The following is a 14607-nucleotide window of genomic DNA, read 5'->3' on the forward strand; positions in this document are numbered from 1 at the left end:
CCTCTTCGGCTATTGCGACAGCGGGTTTTCCGGCGTCGCCTGCTGCGGGTTGGCCGCCGGGGCCGCGGGCTGCGCCGCGGCGTTACCACCGGCAGGCAGCTGCTCACCGCGCATCGAGGCGCGGATCTGCTCCAGCCGCGAATGCCCGGCCATCTGCACGCTCGCCTGCTGGACCTCCATCATCCGGCCCTGCACCGAGTTCTGCGCCAGCTCGGCCTCGCCCATCGCGTTGGCATAGCGGCGCTCGATCTTCTGACGCACCTCGTCGAGGCTGGGCGTGGTGCCCGGGGCCGCCAACTCGCTCATTGAGCGCAGCGACGAGCTGACCTGCTCCTGCATCTTGGCCTGTTCGAGCTGAGAGAGCAGCTTGGTGCGCTCGGCGATCTTCTGCTGCAGCATCATCGCGTTCTGCTCGACGGCCTTCTTGGCCTGGCCGGCCGCCTGCAGCGCCTGGTCGTGCAGCCCCTTGAGGTCCTCGACGCTCTGCTCGGCGGTCACCAGCTGCGCGGCGAACGCCTCGGCGGCGTTGTTGTACTCGGTGGCCTTGGCCGCGTCGCCGGCGGCCGTCGCCTGGTCGGCGAGGGTGAGCGCCTGGCGGACGTTGACCTGGAGCTTCTCGATGTCGGCCAGCTGCCGGTTGAGCCGCATCTCCAGCTGACGCTGGTTGCCGATCACCTGGGCCGCCTGCTGGGTCAGCGCCTGATGCTGGCGCTGGGCTTCCTCGATGGCCTGCTGGATCTGCACCTTCGGGTCGGCGTATTCGTCCACCTTGGAGCTGAACAGCGCCATGAGGTACTTCCACGCCTTGACGAACGGATTGGCCATGTCAGTTCACTCCGCCTTCGTGTCGTTGTCTCGGACTCGCCGGCCCGGCTTACCGTGCTGCCCAATCTATCGGGTCAGCGCGTATCACCACAGTCACTCGGGTCGCGCGTCAGCGCACGAGTGCGTCAGGCGACCGCCATCGACACGACCTGCGGGATGACCACCTTGGTGGTGGCGTCGATATTGGCGGCTCCGGCGAAGGCGGCACGCTCCTCGCGGTCCATTTCCTGACCGGCGTCGAAGAGCACCTGCGAGAGCGGGACGTCGAGCGCTCCGCAGATCGCGTTGAGCAGTTCGCTCGAGGCTTCCTTGCGGCCCCGTTCGACCTCGGAGAGATAGCCCAGGCTGACTCGCGCGGTGTCGGACACCTCGCGCAAGGTGCGTCCCTGGTCGACGCGGGCACGACGCAGCACGTCGCCGATCACCTCGCGCAGCAATGCCGTCATCGTGCTCTCCCTTCGGAGTCGTTTTCTGGGATCCATTAGGGCAACGCTGAGAGCGGGCCGGTTGGTTCCCGGATGGCGCAGATCACTGTCCGGCGACGATGGAGCGCAGGCGCGCGACGGCTTCGCCGACCGCCGCGAGCCGGATGTCCCATCGCGAACCGGCTAGTCGCAGTTCCACGACGTCGGTCTGAACCGGTCCGGCGATGCCGAGGAAGACGGTCCCGACGGCGTGCCCGCCGTGTGGTTCGGGTCCGGCGACGCCGGTCAGGCCCACACCCCAGGTCGCCTCGCAGCGCTGCTGGGCGCCGACGGCCAGGGCCCGCGCGGTCGGCGCCGCGACCGGGCCCACCTCGTCGAGCACTTCGCGGGCCACCCCCGCCAGCGAGACCTTGGTGTCCTCGACGTAGGTGACCAGGCCGCCGCGCAGCACGACACTGGCGCCGGGCACGCCCGCGAGCGTCGCCGCCAGCAGGCCCGCGGTCAGCGACTCGGCCGTGGCGACCGTCTGCCCGCGCACCGTGAGGTCGGCGATCAGCGCGCGGGCGTCGTCACTGACGAGCGGGTCGTCCACGGGAGTCCCTGATCGCGGACACGACGTAATCGATGCCGGTGAGCACGGTGAGGATCACCGCGGCCCACATGATGACCCAGGCAACCGCCAGCCATGCACCGGACAGCGGGAGCACGAACAGGCCGATCGCCACCCCCTGCACGAGCGTCTTGAGCTTGCCGCCGCGGCTTGCCGGGATCACGCCGTGGCGCAACACGGCGAACCGCAGCCCGGTGATGCCGATCTCGCGGATGAGGATCACCACCGTGATCCACCACGGCAGGTCGCCCAGCATCGAAAGCCCGATCAGTGCCGCGCCGATGAGCGCCTTGTCGGCGATGGGGTCGGCGAGTGTGCCGAACTCGGTCACCATGCCGTAGTTGCGGGCCAACGCCCCGTCGAACCGGTCGGTGATCACCGCGACGGTAAACACCACGAATGCGGCTATCCGCCAGAACGTTTCATGCCCGTCGCCGACGAACAGGAAGGCGAGGAAAACCGGAACCAACGCCATCCGCACGCCGGTGAGCACATTTGCGATGTTCGCTACACGGGCGCGCGGGACCAGCGGATCGATATGGGGTTGGCCCGACACCGCAACAGAATATCGGTTGCTCGAACCGATACTCTCCACGTGTGAGCGCAGAATCCGGCGAGGTCGTCGTGCGGCGTGCGCGAACCTCGGATGTTCCCGCCATCAAATCCTTGGTCGACATCTATTCCGGCAAGATCTTGCTGGAGAAGAATCTCGTGACGCTCTACGAGTCGGTGCAGGAGTTCTGGGTCGCCGAGTACAACAGCGAACTGATCGGCTGCGGCGCGCTGCACGTGCTGTGGTCGGACCTCGGTGAGGTTCGCACCGTCGCGGTGCATCCGAAGGTCAGGGGCCAGGGCGTCGGGCATGCGATCGTCGACAAACTGCTCGACGTCGCGCGCGAACTGCGCCTCGAGCGGATCTTCGTGCTCACCTTCGAGATCGAGTTCTTCAGCAGGCACGGGTTTCGGGAGATCGACGGAACACCCGTCACCGCCGAGGTCTACGAGGAGATGTGCCGCTCGTACGACACCGGCGTCGCCGAGTTCCTCGACCTGTCCTACGTCAAGCCGAACATCCTCGGCAACACCCGAATGCTGTTGACCCTCTAGCGATCTGTGCACCTCTTGTTGCGCTGAGCGCTCCTAGATGTGCACAGATCACTCGTCGTCGTCGCTGCCGGAGTCCGATCCGCGGATCGACGCCAGCGTCGCCGCCAATTCGTCGGGCTTGACCAGAACCTCGCGCGCCTTGGAACCTTCGCTGGGCCCGACGATGTTGCGGGTCTCCATCAGGTCCATCAACCGGCCCGCCTTGGCGAAGCCGACGCGCAGCTTGCGCTGCAACATCGACGTCGACCCGAACTGGCTCGACACCACCAGCTCGACCGCCTGAAGGAAAACGTCCATGTCGTCGCCGATATCCGGGTCGACGTCGGTGCGCTCGCTGTTGGTCTTGGCGTTGGTGACACCCTCGGTGTACTCCGGTTCGGCCTGCGCCTTGGTCGCCTCCACCACGGCGTGGATCTCGTCGTCGGTGATGAACGCGCCCTGCAGGCGGATCGGCTTGTTCGCGCCCATCGGCAGGAACAGCCCGTCACCCATACCGATCAGCTTCTCGGCACCCTGCTGGTCGAGGATCACGCGGCTGTCGGTCAACGACGACGTGGCGAACGCCAACCGCGACGGCACGTTCGTCTTGATCAGGCCGGTGACGACGTCGACCGAGGGTCGCTGCGTGGCCAGCACCAGGTGAATGCCTGCCGCGCGCGCCTTCTGGGTGATGCGCACGATCGCGTCCTCGACGTCGCGCGGGGCGGTCATCATCAGGTCGGCCAACTCGTCGACGATCGCGACGATGTACGGGTAGGGCTTGTACTCGCGCTGGCTGCCCAGCGGCGCGGTGATCTCGCCCGAGCGCACCTTCTTGTTGAAGTCGTCGATGTGGCGCACCCGCGAGGCCTGCATGTCCTGGTAGCGCTGTTCCATCTCCTCCACCAGCCACGCCAGCGCGGCGGCAGCCTTCTTCGGCTGGGTGATGATCGGCGTGATCAGATGCGGAATGCCCTCGTACGGCGTCAGTTCCACCATCTTCGGGTCGATCAGGATCATCCTGACCTCCTCCGGGGTGGCCCGCACCAGCAGAGACACCAGCATCGAGTTCACGAAGCTCGACTTGCCCGAACCGGTCGAGCCGGCGACGAGCAGGTGCGGCATCTTGGCGAGGTTCGCCGAGATGTATTCGCCCTCAATGTCTTTACCCAGACCGATGACCAGCGGGTGGTGGTCGCCGCGGGTGGCCGGGTCGGTCAGCACGTCGGCCAGGCGCACCATCTCGCGGTCCACGTTCGGCACCTCGATGCCGACGGCGGACTTGCCGGGTATGGGCGCCAACATGCGGACGCTTTCCGTCGCCACCGCATAGGCGATATTGCGTTGCAGCGCAGTGATCTTCTCGACCTTGACGCCCGGTCCGAGTTCGACCTCGTAGCGGGTGACTGTCGGCCCGCGGGTGCAACCGGTCACCGATGCGTTGACCTTGAATTGGTCGAGCACCTCGGTGATGGCCTCGATCATCCGGTCGTTGCCCGCGCTGCGGCGCTTGGGAGGATCGCCCGCGATCAGCAGATCGAGCGGCGGCAGCGAATACGGCCCGTCGACGACACGGTCCAGCGTCATCGTCGGCTGTTTCGGTTTCTTCTTGCGGCTCTTCGCGGTCGGTTCGGGAATCGTCGGCGCTTCGTCGGAGAGCGGGTAGTTCTCCATGGGTGTGCCCGACGGCCATGCCTGTTCGGCGTCGTCGCCATAGGCCTTCGGGTCGTCGTAGTAGCCGTCGGAGAAGTCGTCGGACTCGGAGATGACGGCGGTGTCCTCGTCGTCGTACTCGTCGTACTCGTATTCGTCGTAACCCCGCGCGGAGAACATGGCCCGCACCGTCGACGGCACTTCGCGAATCGTGGTGCCGGTCACCAGCAATACGCCGAACAACACACCGATGAACAACAGCGGCGCGGCGATCCACGCGGTGAGCCCGTCGGACAGCGGGCCGCCGATCGCGAAACCGAAGAAGCCCGCGGCGTGCTGGCGTGCGGTGGGATCCTGCGGCGAACCGGCCCACAGATGCCACAGTCCGAGCGCGGGTAGCGCGATCATCGCCGTGCCGAGGATCAGGCGCGGCCTGGCGTCCGGATCGGGTTCGGTACGCATGAGCGTGATGCCAACGGCGGCCAATGCGATCGGGACGAGCACGACGGCGGCGCCGATCAGCATCCGAAGGAACGTGTCGAGCCAGTCACCCACCGGGCCGGCGGCGCCGAACCATGAACTCGCCGCGACGATCACCGCCAGGCCCAGCAGTGCCAGGGCGATGCCGTCGCGCCGGTGACCCGGTTCCAGATCGCGGGCCCGACCGACGGAGCGTGCGGTGGTACCGGCGCCCTTGGCCAGCATCAGCCAGCCCGCCCGCATTCCGCGACCGACCGAGGCGCCGGCCGACGAAATGGGTGACGAGGTCCGCCGCGGTGCCGGCTTGCGCCGCGGCGCCGCCCGGCCACCGGAGCGCGCACCCTGTTTTGACCTGGTCGAACGGGTTCCAGAGCGCGCGGCGGTCTTACTAGGCATGCCTGTAAGCCTAGTCGCTCCAGCCCCAGAATCACCATCTGCCACACGGGTAACAGATCCGCATCGATTGATGCGCTTTTGCGACTTACTGTGCGGAAATGACCGAAACCAAGACGTCGGCGGCCCTGCCGACCACCACCAAAGTGCTGTGCGCTGCCTACGGCGCCATCGCGGTCGTCGCGCTCGTCGCTACCTGGAGCCAGAACCTGGCCTACCTCGACCGCGGGGCGGACTTCCTGCGCGTGTTTTGGGAAGACACCAAGGTCAACCCGGCGTCGCGTTCGATCACCGCCGACATCATTTTGTTTGGGCTCTCCGCGATCATCTTCATGGTGTACGAGGCGCGCAAACACGGCATCCGATTCGTCTGGGTGTATGTCATCGCCTCGTTCTTCATCGCGATCAGCGTGGCGTTTCCGTTGTTCCTCCTCGCGCGGGAGTTGCGCATCCACCGCGCCGAGGTCCCGCGGATCGGCGCCGCGAACGCGGTCGGGCTCGTCCTCGTCGCGGTGTTCGCCGTGGCATTCACGATCTGGATAGACGTGGTCTGAGGGTCGCGGGTGTCGGTGAGTAGGCTGTGCACTCGTCCAGCAAGGCACTCACCGAGGAGTCCCCCGCCGATGCCCGTTGTCGTTGTCGCCACCATGACCGCCAAACCCGAATCCGTAGACACGGTGCGGAACGCCTGCAAGAAGGCCATCGAGGCGGTGCACCAGGAGCCCGGCTGCGAGCTCTACGCGCTGCACGAGGCGAACGGCACCTTCGTGTTCGTCGAGCAGTGGGCGGACGAGGACGCCCTGAAGACGCACAGCACCGCTCCGGCCATCGGTGAGCTGTTCGGCGCCGTCGGTGAGCACCTCGACGGTGCGCCCGACATCAAGATGCTGCAGCCGGTCGTCGCCGGAGACCCGAGCAAGGGCGCACTGCGGTCCTGATGCCCGCGCTCGCAGGCAAAGTCGCGTTCATCACGGGCGCGGCGCGGGGCCAGGGTCGTGCCGAGGCGGTGAAGCTGGCCGCCGAGGGCGCGAACATCATCGCCGTCGACCTCTGCGACCAGATCGCCTCGGTGCCCTATCCGCTGGCGACGGCCGACGACCTGGCCGAGACCGTGAAGCTGGTCGAGGACACCGGCGCGCGAATAGTGGCGCGGCAGGCCGACGTTCGCGATCAGGACGCGTTGGCGTCGGCGTTGCAGGCCGGTGTCGACGAGTTCGGCCGCCTCGACATCGTCGTCGCCAACGCCGGTATCGCGCCGATGCAGTCAGGCGCCGACGGATGGCGCGATGTGATCGACGTGAACCTCACCGGCGTGCACCACACGGTCGAGGTGTCGAAGGAGGCGCTGCTCGCCCACGGCGAAGGCGGCTCGATCGTGCTCACCAGTTCGGTCGCGGGTCTGATCGGCGTCGGCAGCGACGACCCCGGCGCGATCGGCTACGTCGCCGCCAAACACGGCATCGTCGGGTTGATGCGGCTGTACGCCAACCTGCTTGCCCCGCACAGCATCCGGGTCAACTCGGTGCATCCCGCCGGTGTGGACACCCCGATGATCAACAACGAGGCCACCCGCGAGTGGCTGGGCAGCATCGCGGAGAAGACCCCGCAGGACATGGGCAACGCGCTGCCGGTGCAGGTGCTGCAGGCCGAGGACATCGCGAACGCGGTGGCGTGGTTGGTGTCCGACGCCGCACGCTACATCACCGGGGTCGCGCTTCCCGTCGACGCGGGATCGGTCAACAAGCGTTAGCCTCGCGCCGGTACTTACCTGGCGGATAGGCAATGCTTCCTCGTTCGGCGATGGATTCTGGCGGCAGAGCCATTACGGATTTGCGGTGCATTCGGCAGCCTTCCTTTCAGCGACACCTCAATATCCCCCGAGCAATGGACCGAAGGAACGACCATGAGATCACTCATCACCACCACGGCTGCGGCCGCCGCGGCCCTCACCGCGCTCGCCTCCGCCACCAACGCGAGCGCGGTGCCCGAATGGGATATCGGCGCGTACGACCAGTGCTGGAACTCCGGTATCGGGCAAGGCTTCACGCAAGAGGAATTCGACGAGCACGTACACCACTGCTGCGTCGGTTCCGGCGGCGTGTGGAATGCCGCGGTGAAGAAGTGTCAGGCGCCGCCCGCGGAGGAGGCCATAATTCGCCCCCTATCTCCGTCGGCCGTCGCCACAGCCACATTCGACCCCGCTCCCCCACCGGTAGTCCGCAGTCCCGGGTTGGTTGAAACCTTCACGCCTGCACCGGCCGGAGCGGTGCGCTGAGAAGAGTCAGATCTCGATGACGGTGGGGACGATCATCGGCTGGCGGCGGTAGGTCTCCCCCACCCATTTGCCGACGGCGCGCCTCGACGCCTGGGCGATGCGGTTGATGTCGGTGACCCGTTCGGCGACAAGGGCTTCGAGCGCCTCCTCGACCTTGCGGACGGCGGGTTCGAGGGCCTTGGGGTCCTCGGAGAAGCCGCGGGAGTGCAGATGTGGTGCGGCCGCGGGCTTTCCGGTGCCGCGCTGGAGTACGACCGTGATGCCGATGAATCCGGAAGAGAGGGTGAGCCGTTCGCCGACGACGGCGTCGCCGACGTCGCCGGTGATCAGTCCGTCGACGAACATCTTGCCGGTCGGCACCGCGCCGGCGATCGACGCTCGGCCGGCCATCAGATCGACACTGACGCCGTTCTCGGCCAGCACGATGTTCTCCTCCGGCACCCCGGTGCGGGCGGCCAGACCGGCGTTGGCCCGCAGCATCCGCCAGGTGCCGTGCACGGGCATCACGTTGCGCGGCCGAACGCCGTTGTAGAGGAACAACAGCTCGCCGGCGTAGGCATGCCCCGAGACATGGACGCGCACTTGGGCATTGGTGACGACGCGCGCACCGATCTTCGCCAGCGCATCGAGCACGCCGAAGATCGCCTCCTCGTTGCCCGGTATCTGTGACGACGACATGATGATGAGGTCGCCCGCGGTCAGGGTGATGCTGCGGTGCTCACCGCGCGACATCCGCGACAGCGCCGCCATCGGCTCGCCCTGTGTTCCGGTGGTGACCAGCACGACGCGTTCGGGCGCCATCATCTCGGCGGCGCCGATGTCGATGATGTCGTCGTCGTTCTGCAGCGTGAGATAGCCGAGTTCCTTCGCGATCCCCATGTTGCGGACCATCGACCGGCCGACGAACGCAACCTTGCGGCCGAGCGCCACCGACGCGTCGATGATCTGTTGCACGCGACCGACATTGGAGGCGAAGCAAGCCACGATGACGCGTCCTTGGGCGCTGCGGATCAGCCGGTGCATGTTCGGGCCGATCTCGCTCTCCGACGGTCCGACGCCGGGGATCTCGGCGTTGGTCGAGTCGCACAGGAACAGATCGACGCCCGCGTCGCCGAGTCGCGACATCCCGGGCAGGTCGGTGGGCTTCCCGTCGGGCGGCGACTGGTCGAGCTTGATGTCGCCGGTGTGCAGGACCGTCCCGGCACCGGTGTGGATCGCGATGGCCAGGCAGCCGGGTATCGAGTGGTTGACCGCGAAGTACTCGCACTCGAACACGCCGTGTCGCGAGCTCTGGCCCTCGTCGACCTCGACGAAGACCGGCTTGATCCGGTGTTCGCGGCACTTCTCGGCCACCAGCGCCAGGGTGAACTTCGACCCGACGACCGGAATGTCGTGACGCAGCTTGAGCAGGAACGGGATTGCGCCGATGTGGTCCTCGTGGGCGTGAGTGAGCACCAGGGCTTCGACGTCGTCGAGCCGGTCCTGGACGAGGCGCAGGTCGGGCAGGATCAGGTCGACGCCGGGCTCGTCGTGCGTCGGGAACAGCACCCCGCAGTCGACGATCAGCAGCCGGCCCAGATGCTCGAAAACGGTCATGTTCCGGCCGATTTCGCTGATTCCGCCCAGCGCAGTGACCCGTAGTCCGCCTGGGGCCAGTGGCCCCGGTGGTCTGAGTTCTTCGTTCACTACCGCAGCACCGCGGCCGCTCGCATATCGGCGGCCAACGCGTCGAGTTGCACGGGTGTCGCGGGCACCTGGGGCAGCCTCGGATCGCCGGCGTCGAAGCCCTGCAGCCGCAGCCCCGCCTTCGACAGCGTCACTCCACCGAGCCGGGCCTGGGCGTTGACCAGCGGGCCGAGCGTGACATTGATCTTGCGGGCCCGCGCGATGTCACCGCATTGGAAGGCGGACAACATCTCTCGCAACTGGCTGGCCGCCAGGTGGCCCCACACACTGACGAAGCCGACGGCGCCCATGGCCAGCCAGGGAAGGTTGAGCGCGTCGTCGCCGGAGTAGTACGCCAGGCCCGTCTCGGCGATGACCTGCCCGCCGCCGTGCAGATCGCCCTTGGCGTCCTTGACGGCCACGATGTTCGGGTGCTCGGCGAGGATGCGCATGGTGTCCCACTGGATCGGCACAACCGACCGCGGCGGGATGTCATAGAGCACGTTCGGCAGAGGGGTGGCATCCGCCACCGCGGTGAAGTGGGCCAGCAGCCCCTCCTGGGGTGGACGCGAGTAGTACGGCGTCACCACCAACAGCCCGTGCGCACCCTCGGCCGCACATGCCTTCGCCAGGTGCACGCTGTGTGCGGTGTCATAGGAACCGGCTCCGACGATGATGCGCGCCCGGTCGCCGACGGCCTCGAGCACCGCCCGCAGCAGCGCGATCTTCTCGGCATCGGTCGTCGTCGGGGACTCACCGGTGGTCCCGGACAGCACCAGGCCGTCGCAGCCGGCGTCCACCAGCCGGTTCGCCAACCGGGCCGCGGTTTCGGTGTCCAGCGAGCCGTCGGGCCTGAACGGAGTCACCATCGCGGTCAGCAAGGTGCCCAACCGGGCTGTCACATCGATTCCGCTGGTGCTCACGGGGCTCAGATTACTCGCTATGGTCACGCTTCCGTGGCCAGAGGTGACGTGGCGACCTCCGTGCCGTCCGAGAGCGTAGAGATCTCGAAGTCGCTGAACACCTGGGGTGCGACGGCGACCAATTGACGCAGGCACTCGATCGCCAGCCGGCGGATCTCGACGTCGGCGTGTTCGCTGGCCCGCATCGCGATGAAATGCCGCCACGCGCGGTAGTTGCCGGTGACGACGATGCGGGTCTCGGTGGCGTTCGGCAGCACCGCCCGCGCGGCCTGGCGCGCCTGCTTGCGGCGCAGCACCCCGAGCTTTTCGCCGGGCTCATCGCCCCTGAACTTGGCTTCGAGGCGTTCGAGTAGCTCGGTGTAGGCCGCCCGGCTGGCATCGGCGGCCGCGGAGAACAGCTCGATCAGCTCGGGGTCGTCCTCGATGCCCGGCGGCACCACCACCTGCGCGTCGTGTTCGGGGACGTAGCGCTGCGAGAGCTGCGAGTACGAGAAATGTCGGTGGCGGATCAGCTCATGGGTGCAGGAGCGGGAGATTCCGGTGATGTAGAAGGAGACCGACGCGTGCTCGAGAACCGAGAAATGCCCGACGTCGATGATGTGGCGGATGTAGGCCGAGTTGGTGGCGGTCCTCGGATTCGGCTTCGACCAGCTCTGATAGCACGCACGCCCGGCGAATTCGACGAGCGCGGGCCCGCCGTCGGCGTCGGTATCCCATGGCACGTCCGGCGGCGCGGTGAACTCCGTCTTGGCGATCAGTTGGACGCGCAGCGGCGTGGTCTCGGCCACGGCTCACCCTAACGCGCACCGTTCGGTGTTCCGGTGTGCGCGCGGCCGCGCGCCGATTGTCGCGCCGATTGTGCAGTCAGCTTCGCGACCCGGCGCACGGCGCAGCGGGATGCACGAACGAGGCGCAAGGAACCTCAAATTCCAGGTTTCGGAGGCAGATGGGCCGGGAACAAATTCGTTCTCAATCGGTGTTACCCAGACGCCGATCTAGAGAGGGAGTGTGACTGATGGCCACCGATTACGACGCACCCCGTGTGAAGGACACCGACGACACGGTCGACGAATCACTCGAGGCGATCGCCGCCCGGCGCAGCAAGGTCGACGTCGCGGTGCTCGACGTGGACGACGGTGACGCGGTCGATCCGATCGTCCTGCCCGACATGGACCTGTCCGGCGAGGAGCTCACCGTCCGGGTGCTGCCGAAGCAGGCCGACGAGTTCACCTGCTCGAGCTGCTTCCTGGTGCAGCACCACAGCCGGCTCGCACTGCAGTCGGGCGACAAGACGATCTGCGCCGACTGCGTCTGAGCGAGGGGCTAGCCTGCGCGCGGAATGCATGCACAGGAGCACTCGCTAAGCGCCATAGGCGTGAGCCGTGGCCGAATTTCGGAGAGTCGACGCTGACCGAGCGTTCGACATCGCCCATGCGGTCGCCAACGATGCAGAAGCACTACGGACCGGCATCGTCGGCGAGTGGGACAGCCTCTCACGCGGCTGGTCAGGCATCGCAGCATTGGCGTACACCGCGATCTGGGAAGAATGGCACGAGGGAGCCGCCAAGGTCGTCGAGTCGCTCGCGGAGTCGTCACGCAAATTGACAAGATCGACAAGGCGGCGCAGGCGTGGGACCGGCTGGCCACGGTCTACCAGACCAGAAAATGCTGAATTGGCCCATATTCCCTTGGAAGAATGGCTTCGTTGGAGTAGTTGGAGCCACCCATGATGGGCGTGAAATATCCGCAAATGCGACAAGAGGTTGCTGGCGCACTCGCCGCGTTGGCTGACCCGGATTACCAACAACGAGTATGGGTGAACCGGATATATCCTCGCGAGAATTTCTACGATGATCTGACTTTGAATGTCAACATCCTCTACGACATGGTATTGCCCGATACGAAGTCTCGAATCGGGACCGTTCTCGTGAATGAGGATGAGGCCGACCAATTGACTCGACTTGAGGAAGTCCTCGGGCCGCTTGTTGCCGAACTTCGCGACGAACCGGACGACCGCTACTTGTCTGATCCTCGCTGGAAGGAAGTTGTCGTTGCTGCGAGGTCAGCATTGTCTTGCATGAACCCTCGTTGAGCAGCTGTCACACGGTTGCTTAGCGGTACGGCGCTTCGAGAACCGGATGGAGTTGGTTAAGGCGTGTTGAGTGACTGCCACGGCACCCCCCGGGCTTCACAATGTGTTCACCGGCTTTTCCGGCGGCCGTTGATGGCCGCGATAGGTCCATTGGAAGCGCGGCAATCAAAAGTAGGCCAATACATCGAACCGGCGTGGCTTCGTTCATTACGTTCGGGCGTATCGTGCCGAATCGATTGCTGCGGTCAAGCCTTTCAAGAACCCACGCCTTACATTTATCCACAGGAACGTTTGAGCGAATCGCGCAATCGCGCGCGCTATGCTTTCCGTCGACTGTACCCCGGGCAGTGATTCCAAATCATCTGCAGGACAATGCTTGTGAGCCATCACGCACCGGTCATCACCCGCGCAAGCTCGGCGTTCAACGAACTCGGACGGACAGCCCTACGAGACCTCCAACCGGTCGCGGCCCGTGCCGTCATCCGGCATATGCGTCGCCGCAGCAAGCTGAAGAAGGCCTCCCTCGCGTCAGATAAATGCTCTTGCAGCGCAGTCCATCTCACGTCAGTGACACGCTGTTTCGACCGAGCGCGCCGGCCTGACCGGCGGAATCCGCGCACCAACTGATGCGGCACGCTCATCGCAAGGCTGGGCGTAGATCGCGGGCCAAGTCGCCCCTATTACCCACGACCACATCTTCCAGCCCCAGCCAGGACGCCATAGTCCGCAACTCACCCGCCAATGCGTGCGCTACTCGCGACCGCTCCGCGCCCTCCTCCGCGAACGCACCCACCACCTGCAGCGCGTCATTCGCGCGATCCGCCTTCAGATCGGCCCGCCCCACCAGTTCACCGTCGAGCAGGAACGGCCACACGTAGTACCCGTACTGCCGTTTCGGCGCAGGTGTGTAGATCTCGATGCGGTACTTGAACCCGCCGAACAGGCGCTCGACCCGCGGCCGGAAGAAGATCAGCGGATCGAACGGGCACAGCAGCGCCGTACCGCGGTCGCGACGCGGAATCGTCTGTCCCGCCCGCAGATACGCGGGGCCCTTCCAGCCGTCGACCTCGACCGGCTCCAGTTCGCCGTCGGCGACCAGCTTCGCGATCGCCGGCTTCACCTGCGCCGGCGAGAGCCGGAAGTAGTCCCGGATGTCCTGTTCGGTGCCGACGCCCAGCGCGGCGGAGGCCCTCAGCACCAGCTCCCGAATCGCGTCCGCCTCGTCGACCTCGCGCGCGAGCACCTCCGGCGGCAGCACCCGCTCGGACAGGTCGTAGTGCCGCGCGAACCCCACCCGCGTGGCCGTCGTCAGCACGCCGGAGGCGAACAGCGCCTCGGTCACCCACTTGGTGTCGCTGCGGTCCCACCACGGACCTTTGCGGCCCCGCTGTTCGGCGCCCAGGTGCGCCTCGATCTGCCCCGCCGTCGACGGGCCCAGCTCGGTCACCGCGCGGACCACTTCATCGGCCAGCTTGGCGTTCTTCTTGACGATCTCCTTGCCCCACCGCCCGTGCGTGTACTCGCGCATCCGCCAGCGCAGCAGCGGCCAGTCGTCGACCGCCATCAGCGCCGCCTCGTGCGCCCAGTACTCGACCAGCATCCGCGGCGAGCGCGCCGAGTGGCTCCACGCCGCCCTGTCGAGCACGTCGCGGTCGTAAGGCCCCAGCCGGCTGAACACCGGCGCGTAATGGGCGCGCACCGACACCGACACCGAGTCCAGCTGCAGCACCTGGATCCGCGAGATCAGCCTGCGCAGGTGTGCCCGCGTGACCGGCCCCCGCGGGCGCGGCTCGGCGAACCCCTGCGCGGCGACGGCGACACGCCTCGCCTGGTCGGCCGTGAGTCTGGGCGCCACGTCCTTCATCGTGCCCGACGGCACCGACACCGAGCGCACGCTTGTGTACGCATCGCCCGAGTGGGAGCGCCAACAACCGCGCGCTCGGCGAGACCCGTCAGCGCCGCCGGTAGCTGTAGAACCGGTAGCGCAGGCCCGACGCGCTGCGAGGTGACCGAGATCGAGATCGACCTGCCGCGCCAGGACGCCGACGTGATGGCCCCGGTGCTCGACGAGTCCTGGATCGGCGCGGCGGGCGACTGGTTGACCAGCGCGTCGGGCCTGCGCTACCGGTTCTACAGCTACCGGCGGCGCTGACGGGTCTCGCCGAGCGCGCGGTTGTTGG

17 protein-coding genes and 1 pseudogene are annotated in these 14607 nt (G+C 66.7%); 9 read left to right on the forward strand and 9 right to left on the reverse strand.

The features are described from left to right. Positions 1-9: 9 nt before the first annotated feature. From pspA to pgsA, 4 genes are all read right to left on the reverse strand, one after another. Positions 10-825, reverse strand: coding sequence for a phage shock protein PspA (gene pspA / locus A5698_RS05185; protein WP_067090048.1), 816 nt, complete (start codon positions 823-825; stop codon positions 10-12). Between the two features lie 125 nt (positions 826-950). Then, complete coding sequence (clgR, locus tag A5698_RS05190; protein WP_067090051.1) at positions 951-1271, reverse strand: transcriptional regulator ClgR; 321 nt, start codon at positions 1269-1271, stop codon at positions 951-953. An 82-nt stretch (positions 1272-1353) separates the two neighbouring features. Further along, positions 1354-1842 carry a CinA family protein gene (locus A5698_RS05195; protein ID WP_067090053.1) on the reverse strand — a complete coding sequence of 163 codons (489 nt, stop codon included), beginning with the start codon at positions 1840-1842 and terminating at the stop codon, positions 1354-1356. Next, on the reverse strand, positions 1820-2416 hold the full coding sequence (gene pgsA / locus A5698_RS05200; protein ID WP_067090056.1) for a CDP-diacylglycerol--glycerol-3-phosphate 3-phosphatidyltransferase: 597 nt from the start codon (positions 2414-2416) through the stop codon (positions 1820-1822). Before pgsA ends, A5698_RS05195 begins: the two co-directional genes overlap by 23 nt. Before the next feature lie 41 nt (positions 2417-2457). Between pgsA and A5698_RS05205 the strand changes: the two genes are divergently transcribed. Then, positions 2458-2967, forward strand: coding sequence for an amino-acid N-acetyltransferase (locus A5698_RS05205; protein WP_197500699.1), 510 nt, complete (start codon positions 2458-2460; stop codon positions 2965-2967). Between the two features lie 48 nt (positions 2968-3015). Here A5698_RS05205 and A5698_RS05210 read toward each other — a convergent pair whose 3' ends face one another. Continuing rightward, entirely contained in the window at positions 3016-5475 is a 2460-nt protein-coding gene (locus A5698_RS05210; protein WP_068294045.1) for an FtsK/SpoIIIE family DNA translocase, read from the reverse strand. 98 nt (positions 5476-5573) lie between these two features. On the opposite strand from A5698_RS05210, the gene A5698_RS05215 reads away from it, so the two are divergent. From A5698_RS05215 to A5698_RS05230, 4 genes are all read left to right on the forward strand, one after another. Beyond that, positions 5574-6026: a DUF2834 domain-containing protein gene (locus tag A5698_RS05215; protein WP_068294048.1), complete on the forward strand. Its 453-nt coding sequence runs from the start codon at positions 5574-5576 to the stop codon at positions 6024-6026. Positions 6027-6095: 69 nt separating this feature from the next. Beyond that, complete coding sequence (locus A5698_RS05220) at positions 6096-6410, forward strand: putative quinol monooxygenase (protein ID WP_064415008.1); 315 nt, start codon at positions 6096-6098, stop codon at positions 6408-6410. Continuing rightward, positions 6410-7222, forward strand: a complete 813-nt coding sequence (locus A5698_RS05225; protein ID WP_068294050.1) for a mycofactocin-coupled SDR family oxidoreductase — start codon at positions 6410-6412, stop codon at positions 7220-7222. Before A5698_RS05220 ends, A5698_RS05225 begins: the two co-directional genes overlap by 1 nt. A gap of 153 nt (positions 7223-7375) precedes the next feature. After that, the gene (locus A5698_RS05230) at positions 7376-7747 is read left to right on the forward strand and encodes a hypothetical protein (protein WP_068294052.1); all 372 of its coding nucleotides are present in this window, start codon (positions 7376-7378) and stop codon (positions 7745-7747) included. A 6-nt stretch (positions 7748-7753) separates the two neighbouring features. On the opposite strand, the gene A5698_RS05235 is transcribed toward A5698_RS05230, so the two are convergent. Genes A5698_RS05235 through thyX form a run of 3 tightly spaced genes read right to left on the reverse strand, consistent with a single transcriptional unit; the run spans position 7754 to position 11123 of the window. Beyond that, positions 7754-9433: a ribonuclease J gene (locus tag A5698_RS05235; protein ID WP_068294055.1), complete on the reverse strand. Its 1680-nt coding sequence runs from the start codon at positions 9431-9433 to the stop codon at positions 7754-7756. Beyond that, the gene (dapA, locus tag A5698_RS05240) at positions 9433-10335 is read right to left on the reverse strand and encodes a 4-hydroxy-tetrahydrodipicolinate synthase (protein WP_068294057.1); all 903 of its coding nucleotides are present in this window, start codon (positions 10333-10335) and stop codon (positions 9433-9435) included. The genes A5698_RS05235 and dapA overlap by 1 nt, the downstream gene beginning before the upstream one ends. Positions 10336-10358: 23 nt before the next feature. Next, complete coding sequence (gene thyX / locus A5698_RS05245) at positions 10359-11123, reverse strand: FAD-dependent thymidylate synthase (protein ID WP_068294060.1); 765 nt, start codon at positions 11121-11123, stop codon at positions 10359-10361. Positions 11124-11350: 227 nt separating this feature from the next. Between thyX and A5698_RS05250 the strand changes: the two genes are divergently transcribed. From A5698_RS05250 to A5698_RS05255, 3 genes are all read left to right on the forward strand, one after another. Beyond that, positions 11351-11650 (forward strand): DUF4193 domain-containing protein, encoded by a 300-nt coding sequence (locus tag A5698_RS05250; protein WP_067090080.1) that lies wholly within the window; start codon positions 11351-11353, stop codon positions 11648-11650. Positions 11651-11717: 67 nt separating this feature from the next. Then, complete coding sequence (locus tag A5698_RS29810; RefSeq protein WP_084792269.1) at positions 11718-12065, forward strand: WXG100 family type VII secretion target; 348 nt, start codon at positions 11718-11720, stop codon at positions 12063-12065. Next, the gene (locus A5698_RS05255) at positions 12062-12427 is read left to right on the forward strand and encodes an SCO4402 family protein (RefSeq protein WP_068294063.1); all 366 of its coding nucleotides are present in this window, start codon (positions 12062-12064) and stop codon (positions 12425-12427) included. Before A5698_RS29810 ends, A5698_RS05255 begins: the two co-directional genes overlap by 4 nt. A gap of 637 nt (positions 12428-13064) precedes the next feature. Here A5698_RS05255 and A5698_RS05260 read toward each other — a convergent pair. Continuing rightward, on the reverse strand, positions 13065-14291 hold the full coding sequence (locus A5698_RS05260; RefSeq protein WP_068294065.1) for a winged helix-turn-helix domain-containing protein: 1227 nt from the start codon (positions 14289-14291) through the stop codon (positions 13065-13067). A gap of 129 nt (positions 14292-14420) precedes the next feature. On the opposite strand from A5698_RS05260, the pseudogene A5698_RS05265 reads away from it, so the two are divergent. Further along, a pseudogene (locus A5698_RS05265) lies at positions 14421-14579 on the forward strand (dihydrofolate reductase); the annotation flags it as partial. Positions 14580-14607 lie beyond the last annotated feature (28 nt).

Source organism: Mycobacterium sp. E136 (assembly GCF_001666865.1).
Lineage (GTDB): Bacteria > Actinomycetota > Actinomycetes > Mycobacteriales > Mycobacteriaceae > Mycobacterium.

Excerpts from the sequence above, each read along its gene's own strand:
- pspA (WP_067090048.1), bottom strand. The coding sequence starts at position 825 with ATGGCCAATCCGTTCGTCAAGGCGTGGAAGTACCTCATGGCGCTGTTC.
- clgR (WP_067090051.1), bottom strand. The coding sequence starts at position 1,271 with ATGACGGCATTGCTGCGCGAGGTGATCGGCGACGTGCTGCGTCGTGCC.
- A5698_RS05210 (WP_068294045.1), bottom strand. The coding sequence starts at position 5,475 with ATGCCTAGTAAGACCGCCGCGCGCTCTGGAACCCGTTCGACCAGGTCA.
- A5698_RS05215 (WP_068294048.1), top strand. The coding sequence starts at position 5,574 with ATGACCGAAACCAAGACGTCGGCGGCCCTGCCGACCACCACCAAAGTG.
- A5698_RS05220 (WP_064415008.1), top strand. The coding sequence starts at position 6,096 with ATGCCCGTTGTCGTTGTCGCCACCATGACCGCCAAACCCGAATCCGTA.
- A5698_RS05225 (WP_068294050.1), top strand. The coding sequence starts at position 6,410 with ATGCCCGCGCTCGCAGGCAAAGTCGCGTTCATCACGGGCGCGGCGCGG.
- A5698_RS05230 (WP_068294052.1), top strand. The coding sequence starts at position 7,376 with ATGAGATCACTCATCACCACCACGGCTGCGGCCGCCGCGGCCCTCACC.
- A5698_RS05250 (WP_067090080.1), top strand. The coding sequence starts at position 11,351 with ATGGCCACCGATTACGACGCACCCCGTGTGAAGGACACCGACGACACG.
- A5698_RS05255 (WP_068294063.1), top strand. The coding sequence starts at position 12,062 with ATGATGGGCGTGAAATATCCGCAAATGCGACAAGAGGTTGCTGGCGCA.
- A5698_RS05260 (WP_068294065.1), bottom strand. The coding sequence starts at position 14,291 with ATGAAGGACGTGGCGCCCAGACTCACGGCCGACCAGGCGAGGCGTGTC.